This window comes from Sphingopyxis sp. sgz302558 (assembly GCF_057220455.1).
In genome coordinates this window covers 45,896-60,629 of the sequence record NZ_JBXPUZ010000002.1, presented here as the reverse complement: position 1 = coordinate 60,629, position 14,734 = coordinate 45,896, and the positions used below count along the sequence as shown (strand labels likewise).

Here is a 14,734-nt window from a genome sequence, read left to right as displayed (position 1 = left end):
ACAAGGCTTAACGCGGCGTCAACCGCGTTGCGTTAGGGCCAGCGCCCATGGTCGACAATTTTGCCATCGCCCTGACCCACGGCCTGATTGCGCTGGTGCTGTGGCGGTTGCTGCACCGCGCCGACCTTGATGCCGAGGTCAGTCCGCGCGATGTGTGGCAGCGCGAGCAGGATGAGCAACGCAAGCAGGACCGGCAACGCGATGCGTGACCTGTTCCTCATTGCCTTTCTGCTGGCCTTTATCGGCACCGGCTTTCGCAAGCCGTTCCTGTTCGTGCTTGCCTTTTGCTACATCGACATCGTCGCGCCGCAGAAGCTGTCCTATTATTTGCTCAACAGCATCCCCGTATCGCTGATCGTCTTTTTGCTCGCCATCATCGGCTGGCTGGCGATCGACGATAAGCGCGACACGCGCGTGTCCGGGCGCCAATTGCTGCTCATCGCGCTGCTCGGCTATTGCGGGCTCACCACCATGGCGGCCGATTTTCCGGTCGAGGCCCAGGACAAATGGGCTTGGGTGTGGAAGGCGCTGGTCTGGGCCATTTTCCTGCCACTGACGCTGCGCACCAAATTGCGCATCGAGGCGCTGGCGCTGATCATGCTGCTGTCGGCGGCGTCAATAGCGATCGCCGGCGGCATCAAGACCGCGGCGGGCGGCGGCGGCTATGGTTCGCTGCAACTGTTGCTCGATGAAAATTACGGGCTGTACGAAGGCAGCACCATGTCGACGGTCGCCATAGCGATCATCCCGCTGATCCTGTGGATGCGTCGGCACGGTACCGTTTTCCCACCCGATTGGCGTGTGTCACTGTTTTGCTTTGCGCTGGTTTTCGCCTGTCTGCTGCTGCCGGTGGGGACGCAGGCGCGCACCGGCCTCGTGTGCATTGCCGTGCTGGCCATATTGTCCTTGCGCGCGGTGAAGCACCGCGCCCTTTACATCGGCGGCGCAGCCTTGCTGGCGATCGTCGCCGTGCCCTTTTTGCCCGACAGCTATACCGCGCGGATGGAAACGATCCGCGACCACCGCGCCGACCAGTCGGCCTCCACCCGGGTCGCGGTGTGGGCCTGGACCTGGGACTATACCAAGGACCATCCGTTCGGTGGGGGTTTTGAGGCGTATCGCCAGAATGAAATCCGTGTCGACAAGGCCGCAACCGGCGACGCCACCGCCGCGCCCGAAACCTATGAAGAACGCGCGCGTGCCTATCATAGCAGCTATTTCGAGATGCTGGGCGAGCAGGGCTATCCCGGCCTCGCCCTGTTCCTTGCGCTGCACATCAGCGGGCTGATCGCGATGGAGCGGCTGCGGCGGCGTTACCGCGTCACGCGCCGCGCCGAAGAGCAATGGATCGCCCCGCTCGCCACCGCGCTCCAGCACGGCCACATCATCTATCTGGTGGGGTCGCTGTTCGTTGGCATCGCGTTCCAGCCCTTCATCTACATGATGATCGCGCTGCAAATCGGCCTCAGCACCTATGTGCGGCGGCGCGAGCAGCAATCATCTTGGCGCACGCAGGGACGGTTCCTCCGTCAACCGGCATGACCAGCACTGCCTCACCGCGCCACCTGCCGACGCTGACCGGCCTGCGCGGCATCGCGGCGCTGGCCGTGGTCTTCTATCATATCCGCAGCGGGATGGGCGGGTTTGCCCCCGACTGGCTGATCGCGCTGCTCGCGCACGGCTATCTGGCGGTCGACCTGTTCTTCGTCCTGTCGGGCTTTGTGCTGTGGTGGACCTATGGCGATGCTTTCCGCGCCCAGGGCCGCGCCGCCATCGGCCCTTTCATTGTCCGGCGCATCGCGCGCATTTTTCCGCTGCACCTCGCCATCATGGCGGCGATGGCCTTATTTGCGCTGGCGCTGGCGCGAAGCGGCCGTACGCCGGGCGCGCAATATCCTTTGGCTGACTTGCCCGCGCACCTGTTGCTCGTCCACAATTGGGGGCTGACCGACCGGCTGGCGTGGAATGATCCGGCTTGGTCAATCTCGGCCGAATGGGCCGCCTATCTGCTGCTCGCGCTGGTGGGCAGCGCGGCGGCGCGGATGCCCACGGGAATATGGCGCTTTCCCTTCATCACACTGGCGATGGCTGGCGCGCTCGGCGGCTTTTATGCGCTCACCGGGCACAACAACATCGGTGCCGACATTCCCGCCACCGGCCTCGCCCGCTGCCTCGCCGAATTCGCTATCGGCGTGTTCCTTTGCCAGTGGTGGCGTGATTGCCGTGCCAACAAGCGCGGCGTTTGGCTAACGGCCCTAGTCCTCGCCGCGGGCGGCGGCGGATTGATCGCCAGCGGCCTTTCGCAGCCCGCCGGAGTGCCACTGGTCATGGCCGCGCTGCTGATCGCCGCGCTCGAAGCCTCGCTGCTGCCGCGCCCGCCGTTCGGCGGCGCGCTGGCGCAATGGCTGGGCCGGATCAGCTATGCTGTCTACCTTAGCCATTTCTTCCTGTGGATCCTGTTCAAGCTCGCCTTTGTGGGCGATCTTGCAACAGTCGGCCTGCTCGCCATCGCCGGCTTTGTCGCGGGCGTGTTGCTGGTGTCGCACTGGCTCCACCACATGATCGAACGGCCCGGTCGCCGCTTGTTCCAGCGCGGCGGCGATAGCTTGCTCGCCGCCATTCAGCGCCGCCCCGCGCGCGGCTGACCCGCCGCAGTTTGCCTTCGCGCGCAGCCTTGCGCTAAGGCACTGGGCATGACCGCGCCCGTGTTGCCCGCCATCTCACCCGTCCCCGCCGCAACCGTGTGGGACAGCCTAACCGCCAGTTGGCAGGCGATTGCCGACTGGTTCGAAGCGCATTGGGGCGACATTGGCGGCGCCGCCATTGCTGCAACCATCTTGTTCAGCCTGCTCTACGGTTTCCGCCTGCTGGCGCGGCGGCGCGAGGTGCGCCCGCCCACCGAAGCGACGCTGCCCGATATTTTCCTGCGCACCGCCGCCCGCACCAAGACATTGCCGCTGCTTATTGTCAGCCTGTGCGTCGCCATCCCCTATACCAGCCCGCCTGCCAGCGTGCGCGGGCTGGTCAGTGTGCTGCTTACCGCCACGCTCGCGCTGCAGGGCGCAGCGTGGCTGCGCGACATATTGATCGGCGTGATCCAGCGGCGCGCGGCAGAGGGCAGCAACGAAACGCTGGCCAACGCGATGGTCATCATCCGCCTGCTGATCAGCGTGACCCTGTTCGCAATCGCCGCGATCATCATCCTCAGCAACATCGGCGTGAATGTGTCCGGCCTGCTCGCGGGTCTGGGCATTGGCGGCATTGCCATCGGCTTGGCCGCGCAGGGAATCTTCGCCGACCTGTTTGCCGCGCTGTCGATCATCTTCGACCGCCCGTTCAGCAATGGCGAGACGATCCGCTATGACACCACCGTCGCCACGGTTGAGCGCGTCGGCCTGAAAAGCACGCGGCTGCGCTCGATCAACGGCGAAATGCTGATCATCAGCAACACCAATTTGCTGAACAAGGAAATCGGCAATTTCGCCCGGCAAGAGCGGCGCCGCGTACAATTTCTGATCAGCGTTATCTATCAGACCAGCCCTGCCATGCTGCGCGCGCTGCCCGCGCTGATGGAGGGCATTGTGCGCGATAGCGGGCATGAATTCATCCGCGCGAGCTTCGTCACCTTTGCGCCGTCCAGCCTGGATTTCGATCTGGTGTTCGATGTGATGAGTGAGGATATCAATGTCGTCGCCGCCGCACGCACGCGCATCGGCATTGCGCTGTTTGAAGCGATGCAGGACAAGGGTTATGATTTCGCCTATCCCACCCAAACGACCTTCACCGCCGCACCCGACGGGACGATGATATTGCCCTACTTCGACCCGTCGCTCGCGGGCGATGACGGGGGTAAGGCCGGGTGACGTTACGGCCCGGCTAAGCCGCCGCCCGGCGCTTGCACTGCCCCGCGAAAAAGACCAAGAACCGCGCCGCACGAGCATTTTCGGGAGGGAAGAATCACCATGGCAGGCATCACGCCGCAGGAACTGGCCGCTCGGGTCGGGATCCAGATTGGCACGTCCGAATGGGTGCTGGTCGATCAGGACATGATCAACAAATTCGCCGACGCCACCGGCGATCACCAGTTCATCCATGTCGACGTCGAGCGCGCCAAGGCCACGCCCTTTGGCGGCACCATCGCGCATGGCTTCCTCACGCTGTCGCTGATGCCGCTCCTTGCCGCAAAATCCGACAATCCGCGCGTTGACGGCGTGAAGATGGGCGTCAATTATGGCAGCAACAAGCTGCGCTTCCTCACTCCCGTCCGCGCGGGGAAGCGCGTGCGCGCGCATTTCAAGCTGCTCGAGCTCGAGGAAAAGCGCCCCGGCCAGTGGCAACAGGTGCAGGAAGTGAGTGTGGAGATTGAGGGCGAGGACAAGCCCGCGCTGATCTGCGAATGGATCAGCCAGTTTTTCGTTTGATTGATTAAGCCCCTCCCGCTTGCGGGAGGGGTTGGGGTGGGCCAGTAAAGGAGCCGACCTCAATTGCCCACCCCCAGCCCCTCCCGCAGGCGGGAGGGGAGCATATAGGAGACTCCCCATGCGTGACGCCGTTATCGTTTCCACCGCCCGCACCCCGCTGGTCAAAGCCGCGCGCGGCGCATTCAACAACACCACCGGCGCCACGCTCGGTGCCTGGTCGATCAAGGCCGCCGTCGAGCGCGCGGGCCTTGAAGGCGGCGAGGTTGACGATGTCATCATGGGCTGCGCGGTGCAGCAGGGCTCGACCGGCACCAACGTCGCGCGCCTCGCCGCGCTGCGCGCCGGGCTGCCCGTCACCGTACCGGGCATGACCATCGACCGCCAATGTTCGTCGGGTCTGATGACCATCGCCACCGCCGCCAAGCAGGTCATCACCGACCATATGGACATCGTCGTCGCGGGTGGTGTCGAGACGATTTCCAAAGGCGTCGGCAGCGGCAAATTGTTCGTCGAACCCGACCGCGCGCTGCTCGAAATGCACCCGCACATCTATATGCCGATGATCGGCACCGCCGAAGTCGTCGCCAAACGCTACAATATCAGCCGCGAAGCGCAGGACGAATATAGCCTGCAATCGCAGCAACGCACCGCCGCCGCGCAGGCCGCTGGCAAATTCGACGACGAGATCATCGCCTGCACCGCGACCATGGCGGTGATGGACAAGGAAACGAAGGAAGTTTCCTATCACGAAGTCACCGCGACCAAGGACGACTGCAACCGCCCCGACACCACGCTCGAAGGTCTCGCCAGTCTGAAACCTGTGATGGGCGAAGGCAACTGCATCACCGCCGGCAACGCCAGCCAGCTAAGCGACGGATCCTCCTCCTGCGTCGTCATGGAAGCCAAGGTTGCCGAACAACGCGGCCTCACCCCGCTTGGCCGCTATGTCGGCATGGCAGTCGCCGGCACCGAGCCCGACGAAATGGGCATCGGCCCCGTGTTCGCCATCCCCAAGCTGCTCGAACGCTTCAATCTTAAGATGGACGATATCGGCCTGTGGGAACTCAACGAAGCCTTCGCCGTGCAGGTCATCTATTGCCGCGACCGGCTGGGCATCCCCAATGAGCTTTTGAACGTCAACGGCGGCTCGATCTCGATCGGTCACCCCTTCGGCATGACCGGCGCCCGCTGCACCGGCCACGCGCTCATCGAAGGCAAACGCCGCGGCGTCAAATATGCCGTCGTCACCATGTGCATCGGCGGCGGCCAGGGCGCGGCGGGGCTGTTCGAGGTTTTCTAAAGCTTAGACAATGGTTCACCCAACTCGTCACCCTAAACGTGTTTCAGGGTGACGATAGGGAAGGCCTATCCCACCGGCGCAAATCTCGGCCCTGTCCCCTCGCGCGCCGCCTTGTCACCGGGGTTATACAGCGCACAGCGTTTCAGGCTCAGACAGCCGCACCCGATGCAGCCTTCAAGGTTCGCCCGCGTGCGCTCCAGCGCCGCGATGCGCGCGTCTATGCGGTCGCGCAAAGATTTGCTGATCCGCGCCCAATCGGCCGCATTAGGCGTGCGCTCGCCCGGCAGGCGTCCCAGTTCGGCGGCGATTTCCTCCAGGCTCAGCCCCATTCCTTGCGCGATCAGAATAAACGAAACGCGGCGAATATCGGCGCGCAAAAAGCGCCGCTGGTTGCCGCTGGTGCGCAGCGCCGCGACCAGCCCCTTGGCTTCGTAAAAGCGGATCGCCGACACCGCGACGCCGGTGCGCGCGGCGAGATCGCCAATGGTGATAAGGTCGCGGCGGTGCATATCTTCCTCCGTCATTGCGAGCAGAGCGAAGCAATCCAGGGCGGCCTTGCACAGCGCTGGATTGCCGCGTCGCCTTCGGCTCCTCGTAATGACGAGGATGATGAATTCGCCCTTGACCTAAACCTGACTTCAGCTTGCATCAAGTCCCAATGCGATTCGCACCACCTGCAATGAAGGACTGAAGCCATGCCCGCTCTCCGCCTCGAACATGTCAATCTGACCGTCAGCAACCCCGAACGCAGCGCCGCGATGTTCGCCGATATTTTTGGCTGGCACGAACGCTGGCGCGGCCCGGCCCTCGGCGGCGGCTTCTCCATTCACCTCGGCAGCGCGGATGACTATATCGTCTTCTACACCGGCCCCGACGGCGAGCACGCCGATGTCCACTGGACCAAGGGCGTGCCGCTCAACCATGTCGGCGTCGAAGTGGACGATCTCGATGCCACCGAAGCGCGCGTTATCGCGGCGGGCCTCACGCCCTTTGCGCACGGCGGCTATGCACCCGGTCGCCGTTTCTATTTCTTCGACCCCGACGGCATCGAATGGGAAGTGGTCAGCTATCAATGATTGCCCCTGTCCCATTGCCGCCCTACCCTTCCACCAACCAATTTGGAGGGGATGGACTATGACTGAAGCCGAAACCGCCGCACGCGCCGTCTATGATGCGTTTGCCGCTGCCGATATGGCTGCGCTGGCGGCGCTGCTTGCCGATATCGAATGGCATGAAAATGTCGGCATGCCCTATGGCGGCGTGTGGAAGGGCTTTGCCGAGGTTGCGGGCCATGTCTTTGGCCCCATCGCCGCCGACGTCCCGGACTTCAGCGCCATCCCGGACGAAGTCCAGCCACTCGGTGAAAGCCGCGCGGTCGCCTTCGGCACCTATCGCGGGCGCGATGGCGGGCTTGCCGCCCCCTTCTGCCATGTCTGGACCCATGGCGGGGGCAAGCTCGTCAAGTTCCAGCAATATGCCGACACGCACCTTTACCGCCAGCAAACCGGACTGCTGTGACGCGATGACTGGCCCCTCGCTGGCCGAGCGCGCGGCGGATGCGGCGCGCGATCTGGGCGTCGCGGCGCATGCGCTGTGGCTCGCCGCGCGCGACAGCCGCACGCCTTGGGCCGCGCGCCTGCTCGCTTTGCTCGTGGCGGCCTATGCGCTCTCGCCCATCGACCTCATCCCCGATTTCATTCCGGTGCTCGGCTGGCTCGACGATCTGCTGCTGGTCCCGGCGGGCGTGTGGCTGGTCCGCCGCCTCATCCCCGACGCGCTTTACGCCGAACATCTTGCCACGGCCCAAAGCGCGAGCGAACGCCCGCGCAGCCGCCTTGGCCTGCTGCTCATCCTCATCCTCTGGGCGCTCGCCCTTTGGCTGATCTATTGGGCGGTGCGCACGTCACCGCTGCATTGAACGGTTCAGGCGTGCTGGCGGATCCATTCTTCCAGCACCGGGGCAATTTCCTCGCGCCATTTGCGGCCGTTGAAAATGCCATAATGACCCACGGTCGGGGCCATATGATATTTCTTCTTCGCCGCGGGCAGCTTCTTCGCCAGCGTCAACGCCGCCTTGGTCTGGCCCAGCCCTGAAATATCGTCGCGCTCGCCTTCGATCGCCAGCAGCGCGGTGTCGGTGATTGCCGCCGGATCAACCAGCTTGCCGCGATAGTTGAACTCGCCCTTGGGCAGCAAATGGCGCTGGAACACGACATCGACGGTCTGCAGGTAAAATTCCGCCGTCATGTCGCACACCGCGCGATATTCGTCATAGAAATCCTTCTGCTTGTCCGCGCTCTCGCCATCGCCGTCGACCAGATTGCGGAACATCGTCCAATGGCTGATCATATGATTGCCCAGGTTCATCGACATGAACCCGGCAAGCTGCAGAAACCCGGGATACACCCGCCGCCCCGCGCCCTTGTAATAAGCGGGCACGGTGGCGATGACATTGCTGACAAACCATTCGTGCGGGCGCGTCGTGGCGTGGTTATTGACCTCGGTCGGCGCCTCGCGCGTATCGATGGGGCCGCCCATCATCGTCAGCGTCTTGGGACGGCACGGGTGCTTGGTCGCGCCCATGATCGCGGTCGCGGCATAGACCGGCACCGACGGCTGGCACACCGCCAGCACATGCGTGTCGGGCCCGATGAACTCCAGCCATTCGATGACATAATCGATATAGGATTCCAGATCGAACCCCCCGGCGGTCAGCGGCGCATTGCGCGCATCGCGCCAGTCGGTGATCCACACATTATGGCCGGGCAGCATGCGCTCGACCGTGCCGCGCAGCAGCGTCGCATAATGGCCCGACATTGGCGCAACGATCAACAGCTTGGGCGCCGTCGCGCTGCCCTCGTGGATGAAATGCTTCAGCTGCCCGAACGGCTTGCGTTCTTCGATACGCTCCAGCACCGGCACCGTCCGGCCATTGAGCTCGGTCGTGTCCAGCCCGAATTTGGGCTTGCCGCGCGGGGCAGAGGCATGCGCGAACACCTCCAAGGCCGAAGCAAACATCGGGCTGCCGCCGATATAGCCAAAGGGATTGGCCGGATGGCTCAGCACCTGCGCCCCCGCCGTGGCAAAGGCGCTCGCCCCCGCAAGCCAGGCCTTCTGCATCTCAAAAGCGTGATAAAGCATGTCATCGTCCTGCTAACGGCGCGCCCGTCTGCCGCAGGCGTCGCGAAGGCCGCAGTCTAGGCCATCAGCGCTTTTGTGCAATGCATCATTTTTCGCTGCTTGCGCCAAACTGACCTTTGCGGCTATCGACACCAGCGGCGCAAACCAGCGCCACCGGAGTGTTTATGTCCGAGAATGCGGGCCAACGCTAAGCATCCCAGCGTTAAGGGGATGACTGGCTGAACGCCGCCGGCCCTATGCGTCGGCGCGCGCCCGCAACGCATATCCGGACGTTATCCCATGAATATTTCCAAGGCTGAACAGCGCGTGCTCCACGCGCTGGCGCAGGGCGGCGAAATTCGCCACCGGCGCGACACTGCCGGGCGCGTTATCGCCGCGCCCTGCTTCACCCGCGAAGGCTATGTCCTGACCGACGGCACGCTTGCCATCTTTCAGCGCCTGCGCCGCCGCGGCTTCATCGCATCGCACGGGGGCAAGCCTTATCGCATCACGCGAACGGGTCTCGGCGCCGTGCGCGCGCAACTCGACAATCGTTAAACCCATTCAAGGACATGATAATGAACGACCAAATCTCGACCACCCTCGCCGCCGCCGCCGACCTTTCGGCAATTCAACGCATCATCGAACGAACGGCGCTGCTGGATCCAGCGATGATTCCCCCGATGATGGCCCCATGGCTGGACGGGGATGAAGCCGAAGCGGTGTGGCTGACCGCGCGCGCGGGCGACCAGGCTATCGGCGTAATCTATGCCCGGGCCGAGCCCGTCACCAACGGCTGCTGGAACTTGTTGATGATGGCCATTGACCCCGATTGTCAGGGCAAAAGCGTGGGGCGGCAGATGATGGCCGACCTTGAGGCGCGGCTCGCCCAATTGGCGGTCCGGCTGCTGATTGTCGAAACCTCGGGCACTTCGGCCTATGCACAAGCGCGGGGGTTCTACGCCGCCTGTGGCTTTGCTGCCGAGGCACGGATTGCCGATTTCTATGACAGCGGCGATGACAAGGTCATCTTCACCAAAGGCCTGCTGCCCATCGCGGTCAGCCAATGATGGCCTGACCCGCGACGCCGACCGCGCTCGCCCATTGCGGCGGCGCGGTCGGCGCACTAGGGCAAGCCCATGAGTTCGCCCGAAACGACTGCCCCCACTGCCCCTGAACCTCCCAAGGCGCGCAAGCTCTCCAGCCTCCGCATGATCTGGCGGTTCGCGCTCGCTTATCCGGGCAAGATAGCCATGGCCGCGCTTGCGCTGTCCGTAGCCGCCGCCGCCACGCTCGCCATCCCTTGGCAGTTCCGGGCGATGATCGACAATGGCTTCGTCGCGGGCGGCGGCGACATCACGCCGCATTTCCGCTATTTCTACATGATCGTTGTGGTGCTCGCGCTGGCGACCGCGACACGCTTCTATTTTGTCAGCTGGCTCGGTGAACGCGTCGTCGCCGACATTCGCAGCGCGGTGCAGCGCAACCTGCTCCGCCTCGCGCCCGCCTATTTTGAGGAAAACCGCCCGTCGGAAATCGCCAGCCGGATGACTGCCGATACCGCCGTGATCGAACAGGTTGTCGGCACCACCGTGTCCGTCGCACTGCGCAATATCGTGATGGGGCTGGGCGGCATCGGGCTGCTCTTCACCCTGTCACCGCAGCTGACCGGCGCGATGCTGCTGGGGATCCCAATCATCATCATGCCGATTGTGCTGCTGGGTCGCCGCCTCCAGAATATCTCGCGTTCCAGCCAGGACCGCGTCGCCGATATCGGCGCGATGACCGCCGAACAATTTGGCGCGATGAAGATTGTCCAGGCTTTCGGGCAGGAAAGCCGCGAAGCTGAGCGCTTCAGCACCGCGGTCGAAGCCAGCTTCCTGACCGCGCGCCGCCGTGTCGCCTTGCGCGCCATTATGACAGCGATCGTCATCGGGCTGCTGTTTGGCGCAATCACGACGCTGCTTTTCTACGGCGCCAAAGAGGTCGCGGCAGGCCGCATCAGCGGCGGCACGATCGGCGCGTTCGTGCTTTATGGCGGGCTGGTCGCAGGCGCCTTCGGTGCGCTGACCGAAGTGTGGGGCGATCTGCTGCGCGCGGCGGGCGCGTCCGAACGTCTCGGCGAACTCCTGAATGCCGAGCCCGATATTCGCGCCCCGGCGCGCCCGCGTACGCTACCCGAACCGCCGCAGGGCACACTGTCATTCCACCATGTCGAGTTCCGCTATCCGACGCGCCCCGACATGCCCGCGCTGCACGATTTTTCGCTCGACATCGTCCCGCGCGAAACGGTCGCCATCGTCGGCCCCTCGGGCGCGGGCAAATCGACGCTGTTCCAGCTCGCTCAGCGCTTCTACGACCCGCAAAGCGGCCATATCGCCATCGACGGCGTGCCGCTCACCGAAGCCGACCCCGCCGACATTCGCGCGCGTATCGCGATGGTGCCGCAGGAAACGGTGATTTTCGCATCCAGCGCGCGCGACAATCTGCGTTACGGCAATTGGCTGGCGGATGATGCCGCCATCTGGGCGGCCGCCGAGGCTGCCAATGCTGCCGAGTTTCTGCGCAAGCTGCCCGACGGGCTCGATACCTTCATGGGAGAGGGTGGCGCGCGCTTGTCCGGCGGCCAGCGCCAGCGCATCGCGATCGCCCGCGCGCTCTTGCGCCAGGCACCGATCCTGCTGCTCGACGAAGCCACATCGGCGCTCGATGCCGAAAGCGAGCGGCTGGTACAGGACGCGCTCGACCGGCTGATGGTCGACCGCACCACCGTGGTTATCGCGCACCGCCTCGCCACCGTGCGCGCCGCCGACCGCATCATCGTATTGGACGAAGGCCGCATCGTCGAAGCCGGCCGCCACGACGCGCTCGTCGCCTCCGACGGCCTCTACGCCCGCCTCGCTCGCCTGCAATTTCAGGAAGCCGCCTAGCCCCCAAGCTTTAAGGATACCGCGATGATCCACGCTCAGACTATCCCCGTCTTCACGCAACAGACGCGCGCATTGCTTGGTCAGCTGGGCAAGGCCGCCGAATGGTGCGCCGAAAACGGTGTGGCCGAAGCCGACCTGCTCGATACCCGTCTCGCCCCGGACATGTTTCCGCTGGCCAAGCAGCTCGACTTTGTCGTCAACCAGCTGCTCCGACCGATCCGCCTCCTCGCTGCGCGCGACATTGCCGACCCGCCCGAAGCTACCGCGACCATTGCCGCACACCGTGACCGGCTCAAAGCCGCGCTGACTCTCATCGCCGACGTGGACGCAGCGCAACTTGACGCCAATCCCGATCGCATCATCAGCATGGATTTGCCGAACGGCATGGCGTTCGACCTGCCCGCCACCGCCTATGTCCGCGACTGGGCGCTGCCGCAATTCTGGTTCCACATCATGGCCGCTTATGCCCTGCTGCGCATGCGCGGAGTTCCGATCGGCAAGGCCGATCATGTGCCCTATATGATGCAGCATCTGCGGCCCACGGCCGCCTGACTCAGATCAGCGAGGCATATTCGGCAATCCCTGGAAAGCCGATCCGCGTCGCGCCGTTGCGCCGGATCGCGCCAATGGCTTCATCAACCCGCAAATAGCGCGCCTGCGCGTCGGGCTGCAGCAGGACCGCGGCGGGCTCTGCCTGCCCCTGCGCCTGCTTCACCAGCAGGCCCAGCTCGGCCAGATCGACCGGAGCACCATTCCATCGGATCACATCACGCGTGTCGATGGTCACCAGATTGCTGTCGAGTATTTTGGCCGCGGTCGGCGCGTCCACCGGCAAATCGACATCCACGCTGTGCGTTGGCGGCGGAATGGTAATGACAAACATGATCAGCATCACCAGCATCACGTCGATCAGCGGTGTGGTGTTGATGATCGGGCTGGCATCGGGATCGGTCCGGAAAATGCTGCGGCGGCGCATGGCTGCTCTCCCCGTTGTGGGCGAGCGGTAGCGGACAACCCGCCCGTGCCGCACAATGGCCCGGCTGGATCGCCGCACTAACCCTCACCCGCTACGCACGCGCCGATACAGCCCGCACGGCCCAGTCTAGGCTGTGCTATAATATATCATATTTTGGACACGACAAGAGGCCAACCGAGGCCAGCCATCCTGCAATCTAACCAACGAAAAAGGGCGGCACCTTTCGGTACCGCCCCATTTCTTGTTTCCAAACCCTCGCGGGCGGAAATCTTGGCTTACATGCCCGAACCCGGACCGTAAGTGATTTCCACGCGGCGGTTCTGGTCGTTGCGCACGCCATCGGCGGTGGCAACAGCCGGACGGCTTTCACCGAAGGCTTCAGCCGCGAAGTTGCTGACGCCGCGCGAGGACATATAGCCCTGCACCGCTTCGTTGCGGCGCTGCGACAGGCCGACGTTATAGGCCGGACGACCCGAACGGTCGGCGTGACCTGCCAGCATCACCTTGGTGCCCGTGCAACCAGCGTTATAGGCGCTGATGGCGTTGTCGAGCGTCGCGGCGGCTTCCGGCGTGATGGCCGACTGATCCCAGTCGAAATACACGATATACGGGCCAGGCGCGCAGACAACCGGCGGCGGCGGCGGCGGCGGAGCCGGCGGCGGCGGCGGGGGCGGCGGCGGAGCCGGCGGCGGCGGCGGCGGCGGTGCCGCAACCGGTGCCGACCAGAAGTTGTAGGTCAGCGTGCCGAGCAGCGAGTGCGAACGGTAGCGGCCGTCAACGTTGAAACCGCGCTGGTCAACCAGACCGACGCTGTCAGCGTTAAAGAAGCGATACTTCAGGCCAACGTCCCAATTGTCCGAAATCGGGGCGCGCACGCCAGCAATCGCCTGCCAGGCAAAGCCGGTGTCCGAATCGTCGAGCCACCGAGCAGCAAACACGCTCGAAACGTCGGTGCGGGCCACGCCCACGCCGCCGCCGACAAAGCCCTGCAGGCCGTCATCGTCGCCGAAATCGAACATGCCGTTCAACATGAAAGACAGAACATTGACGTCGCCATTGGTGTCGCGCTGACCAGTCACAGGGCCGGTGCCGTTCACATTGCCAGGAATCCCCGGCGCCTGAACCGCAATCGATTCGCCTGCAGCCAGCTTGTAGGCCACTTCAACTTCCGCGCGGAACCCGCCGAAATCGTAACCGATGACGCCTTCAAGATCATAGCCGGTGTCATAGTTGAGTGTGCCGGCATCGTTGACGTTGTTGATGTCGATGACCATGTCCTCGACCAGCATCACGCCCGCGCCAACGCCGACATACCAGCTGTCCTTCTTCGCGAAGGCCGGCGTGGCGAGGGCGGTGGAGGCCAGTGCCACTGCGGCGACAAGCTTCCTCATAGGAATTCCCCTTTCGTTTGCGAGACAAATCTCTGTGATGCCTCTAACCGCGCTAGACGACGCATGCAAGCGCACAAATCGCCCAACTGTTGCGCAAAAGCAGCACCACAGGGTCAAAAACAAACGATATTCAGTTTTGTTCCAGCCAGCCTTGCGCTTGTAATTGCGTGATAAGTGCCGCGATGGCTGCCCGCGCTTCATTATCCACCACCGCGCCCCCGCTCGGTGCAGTCACGCTTCCCGGCATGGCCCATGTGTCACCATCAAAGCGCAACATTGTTCCACCGGCCAGCCGTGCGGTCATTCCCGTGCGCGGCGCGATCAACCTCCACCCGCCGCTGGTCCAGCACGCCAGATGCTGCGCTGCCCCGGTCCACACGCCCGTCGGCGCCGCGCCGACCAGCCAGCACTGGCCGATTTGCGCGGCAGCGGGCGGCTCGTTCGCGTCCAGCGCCTCAACCACCGGCGCAATCAGCGCATCGACCAGCGCCAGCGCCTCATTGTGGGTCACTTCCTTTTGCAGCTGGCCCACCGCCAACAGCGGCAGCTTCCAACGCGCACTCTGCAACAATTCGCTCATCGCCCAATCCCTCCGT

General features: G+C 64.2%; 18 protein-coding genes. 13 read left to right on the top strand and 5 right to left on the bottom strand.

The window, feature by feature from the left end; genetic code table 11:
* Nucleotides 1-47 precede the first annotated feature (47 nt).
* The 6 genes from AC2TC0_RS05575 to AC2TC0_RS05550 all read left to right on the top strand — a co-directional run bounded on the left by AC2TC0_RS05575 (nucleotide 48) and on the right by AC2TC0_RS05550 (nucleotide 5,721).
* Nucleotides 48-209, top strand: coding sequence for a hypothetical protein (locus AC2TC0_RS05575; RefSeq protein ID WP_484716531.1), 162 nt, complete (start codon nucleotides 48-50; stop codon nucleotides 207-209).
* The gene (locus AC2TC0_RS05570) at nucleotides 202-1,542 is read left to right on the top strand and encodes a putative O-glycosylation ligase, exosortase A system-associated (protein WP_484716530.1); all 1,341 of its coding nucleotides are present in this window, start codon (nucleotides 202-204) and stop codon (nucleotides 1,540-1,542) included. The genes AC2TC0_RS05575 and AC2TC0_RS05570 overlap by 8 nt, the downstream gene beginning before the upstream one ends.
* Nucleotides 1,539-2,645, top strand: a complete 1,107-nt coding sequence (locus AC2TC0_RS05565; protein WP_484716529.1) for an acyltransferase family protein — start codon at nucleotides 1,539-1,541, stop codon at nucleotides 2,643-2,645. The genes AC2TC0_RS05570 and AC2TC0_RS05565 overlap by 4 nt, the downstream gene beginning before the upstream one ends.
* A 48-nt stretch (nucleotides 2,646-2,693) precedes the next feature.
* Nucleotides 2,694-3,863 (top strand): mechanosensitive ion channel family protein, encoded by a 1,170-nt coding sequence (locus AC2TC0_RS05560; RefSeq protein WP_484716528.1) that lies wholly within the window; start codon nucleotides 2,694-2,696, stop codon nucleotides 3,861-3,863.
* Between the two features lie 99 nt (nucleotides 3,864-3,962).
* On the top strand, nucleotides 3,963-4,421 hold the full coding sequence (locus AC2TC0_RS05555) for a MaoC family dehydratase (RefSeq protein ID WP_484716527.1): 459 nt from the start codon (nucleotides 3,963-3,965) through the stop codon (nucleotides 4,419-4,421).
* Nucleotides 4,422-4,539: 118 nt separating this feature from the next.
* On the top strand, nucleotides 4,540-5,721 hold the full coding sequence (locus AC2TC0_RS05550; RefSeq protein WP_484716526.1) for an acetyl-CoA C-acyltransferase: 1,182 nt from the start codon (nucleotides 4,540-4,542) through the stop codon (nucleotides 5,719-5,721).
* Nucleotides 5,722-5,786: 65 nt separating this feature from the next.
* Here the strand turns inward: AC2TC0_RS05550 and soxR are convergent, their stop codons facing one another.
* Nucleotides 5,787-6,230, bottom strand: a complete 444-nt coding sequence (gene soxR / locus AC2TC0_RS05545) for a redox-sensitive transcriptional activator SoxR (RefSeq protein WP_484716525.1) — start codon at nucleotides 6,228-6,230, stop codon at nucleotides 5,787-5,789.
* A 186-nt stretch (nucleotides 6,231-6,416) separates the two neighbouring features.
* Between soxR and AC2TC0_RS05540 the strand changes: the two genes are divergently transcribed.
* From AC2TC0_RS05540 to AC2TC0_RS05530, 3 genes are read left to right on the top strand one after another with little or no spacing between them, the layout of a single operon-like run.
* Entirely contained in the window at nucleotides 6,417-6,797 is a 381-nt protein-coding gene (locus AC2TC0_RS05540; protein WP_484716524.1) for a VOC family protein, read from the top strand.
* Between the two features lie 58 nt (nucleotides 6,798-6,855).
* Nucleotides 6,856-7,239: a nuclear transport factor 2 family protein gene (locus AC2TC0_RS05535; RefSeq protein ID WP_484716523.1), complete on the top strand. Its 384-nt coding sequence runs from the start codon at nucleotides 6,856-6,858 to the stop codon at nucleotides 7,237-7,239.
* A 4-nt stretch (nucleotides 7,240-7,243) separates the two neighbouring features.
* Nucleotides 7,244-7,639, top strand: a complete 396-nt coding sequence (locus AC2TC0_RS05530) for a YkvA family protein (RefSeq protein ID WP_484716522.1) — start codon at nucleotides 7,244-7,246, stop codon at nucleotides 7,637-7,639.
* Nucleotides 7,640-7,644: 5 nt separating this feature from the next.
* Here AC2TC0_RS05530 and AC2TC0_RS05525 read toward each other — a convergent pair whose 3' ends face one another.
* Nucleotides 7,645-8,862 (bottom strand): polyhydroxyalkanoate depolymerase, encoded by a 1,218-nt coding sequence (locus tag AC2TC0_RS05525; RefSeq protein ID WP_484716521.1) that lies wholly within the window; start codon nucleotides 8,860-8,862, stop codon nucleotides 7,645-7,647.
* 279 nt (nucleotides 8,863-9,141) lie between these two features.
* On the opposite strand from AC2TC0_RS05525, the gene AC2TC0_RS05520 reads away from it, so the two are divergent.
* The 4 genes from AC2TC0_RS05520 to AC2TC0_RS05505 all read left to right on the top strand — a co-directional run bounded on the left by AC2TC0_RS05520 (nucleotide 9,142) and on the right by AC2TC0_RS05505 (nucleotide 12,323).
* Complete coding sequence (locus tag AC2TC0_RS05520; protein ID WP_484716520.1) at nucleotides 9,142-9,399, top strand: YjhX family toxin; 258 nt, start codon at nucleotides 9,142-9,144, stop codon at nucleotides 9,397-9,399.
* A 20-nt stretch (nucleotides 9,400-9,419) separates the two neighbouring features.
* Complete coding sequence (locus AC2TC0_RS05515; protein WP_484716519.1) at nucleotides 9,420-9,911, top strand: GNAT family N-acetyltransferase; 492 nt, start codon at nucleotides 9,420-9,422, stop codon at nucleotides 9,909-9,911.
* A 69-nt stretch (nucleotides 9,912-9,980) separates the two neighbouring features.
* Nucleotides 9,981-11,771, top strand: coding sequence for an ABC transporter transmembrane domain-containing protein (locus AC2TC0_RS05510; protein WP_484716518.1), 1,791 nt, complete (start codon nucleotides 9,981-9,983; stop codon nucleotides 11,769-11,771).
* 24 nt (nucleotides 11,772-11,795) lie between these two features.
* Nucleotides 11,796-12,323, top strand: coding sequence for a DUF1993 family protein (locus AC2TC0_RS05505; protein WP_484716517.1), 528 nt, complete (start codon nucleotides 11,796-11,798; stop codon nucleotides 12,321-12,323).
* Nucleotide 12,324: 1 nt separating this feature from the next.
* Here AC2TC0_RS05505 and AC2TC0_RS05500 read toward each other — a convergent pair whose 3' ends face one another.
* The 3 genes from AC2TC0_RS05500 to AC2TC0_RS05490 form a co-directional block, all read right to left on the bottom strand.
* Nucleotides 12,325-12,747: an ExbD/TolR family protein gene (locus AC2TC0_RS05500; protein WP_484716516.1), complete on the bottom strand. Its 423-nt coding sequence runs from the start codon at nucleotides 12,745-12,747 to the stop codon at nucleotides 12,325-12,327.
* A gap of 275 nt (nucleotides 12,748-13,022) precedes the next feature.
* The gene (locus tag AC2TC0_RS05495; protein ID WP_484716515.1) at nucleotides 13,023-14,138 is read right to left on the bottom strand and encodes an OmpA family protein; all 1,116 of its coding nucleotides are present in this window, start codon (nucleotides 14,136-14,138) and stop codon (nucleotides 13,023-13,025) included.
* A gap of 130 nt (nucleotides 14,139-14,268) precedes the next feature.
* Nucleotides 14,269-14,718 carry a DUF2793 domain-containing protein gene (locus AC2TC0_RS05490; RefSeq protein ID WP_484716514.1) on the bottom strand — a complete coding sequence of 150 codons (450 nt, stop codon included), beginning with the start codon at nucleotides 14,716-14,718 and terminating at the stop codon, nucleotides 14,269-14,271.
* Nucleotides 14,719-14,734 lie beyond the last annotated feature (16 nt).

What these genes read in the sequence shown, in the direction of transcription:
- soxR (WP_484716525.1), bottom strand. Translation starts at nt 6,230, where the DNA reads ATGCACCGCCGCGACCTTATCACCATTGGCGATCTCGCCGCGCGCACC.
- AC2TC0_RS05555 (WP_484716527.1), top strand. Translation starts at nt 3,963, where the DNA reads ATGGCAGGCATCACGCCGCAGGAACTGGCCGCTCGGGTCGGGATCCAG.
- AC2TC0_RS05540 (WP_484716524.1), top strand. Translation starts at nt 6,417, where the DNA reads ATGCCCGCTCTCCGCCTCGAACATGTCAATCTGACCGTCAGCAACCCC.
- AC2TC0_RS05515 (WP_484716519.1), top strand. Translation starts at nt 9,420, where the DNA reads ATGAACGACCAAATCTCGACCACCCTCGCCGCCGCCGCCGACCTTTCG.
- AC2TC0_RS05500 (WP_484716516.1), bottom strand. Translation starts at nt 12,747, where the DNA reads ATGCGCCGCCGCAGCATTTTCCGGACCGATCCCGATGCCAGCCCGATC.
- AC2TC0_RS05565 (WP_484716529.1), top strand. Translation starts at nt 1,539, where the DNA reads ATGACCAGCACTGCCTCACCGCGCCACCTGCCGACGCTGACCGGCCTG.
- AC2TC0_RS05535 (WP_484716523.1), top strand. Translation starts at nt 6,856, where the DNA reads ATGACTGAAGCCGAAACCGCCGCACGCGCCGTCTATGATGCGTTTGCC.
- AC2TC0_RS05505 (WP_484716517.1), top strand. Translation starts at nt 11,796, where the DNA reads ATGATCCACGCTCAGACTATCCCCGTCTTCACGCAACAGACGCGCGCA.
- AC2TC0_RS05560 (WP_484716528.1), top strand. Translation starts at nt 2,694, where the DNA reads ATGACCGCGCCCGTGTTGCCCGCCATCTCACCCGTCCCCGCCGCAACC.
- AC2TC0_RS05495 (WP_484716515.1), bottom strand. Translation starts at nt 14,138, where the DNA reads ATGAGGAAGCTTGTCGCCGCAGTGGCACTGGCCTCCACCGCCCTCGCC.
- AC2TC0_RS05575 (WP_484716531.1), top strand. Translation starts at nt 48, where the DNA reads ATGGTCGACAATTTTGCCATCGCCCTGACCCACGGCCTGATTGCGCTG.
- AC2TC0_RS05525 (WP_484716521.1), bottom strand. Translation starts at nt 8,862, where the DNA reads ATGCTTTATCACGCTTTTGAGATGCAGAAGGCCTGGCTTGCGGGGGCG.
- AC2TC0_RS05550 (WP_484716526.1), top strand. Translation starts at nt 4,540, where the DNA reads ATGCGTGACGCCGTTATCGTTTCCACCGCCCGCACCCCGCTGGTCAAA.
- AC2TC0_RS05520 (WP_484716520.1), top strand. Translation starts at nt 9,142, where the DNA reads ATGAATATTTCCAAGGCTGAACAGCGCGTGCTCCACGCGCTGGCGCAG.
- AC2TC0_RS05530 (WP_484716522.1), top strand. Translation starts at nt 7,244, where the DNA reads ATGACTGGCCCCTCGCTGGCCGAGCGCGCGGCGGATGCGGCGCGCGAT.
- AC2TC0_RS05570 (WP_484716530.1), top strand. Translation starts at nt 202, where the DNA reads ATGCGTGACCTGTTCCTCATTGCCTTTCTGCTGGCCTTTATCGGCACC.
- AC2TC0_RS05490 (WP_484716514.1), bottom strand. Translation starts at nt 14,718, where the DNA reads ATGAGCGAATTGTTGCAGAGTGCGCGTTGGAAGCTGCCGCTGTTGGCG.
- AC2TC0_RS05510 (WP_484716518.1), top strand. Translation starts at nt 9,981, where the DNA reads ATGAGTTCGCCCGAAACGACTGCCCCCACTGCCCCTGAACCTCCCAAG.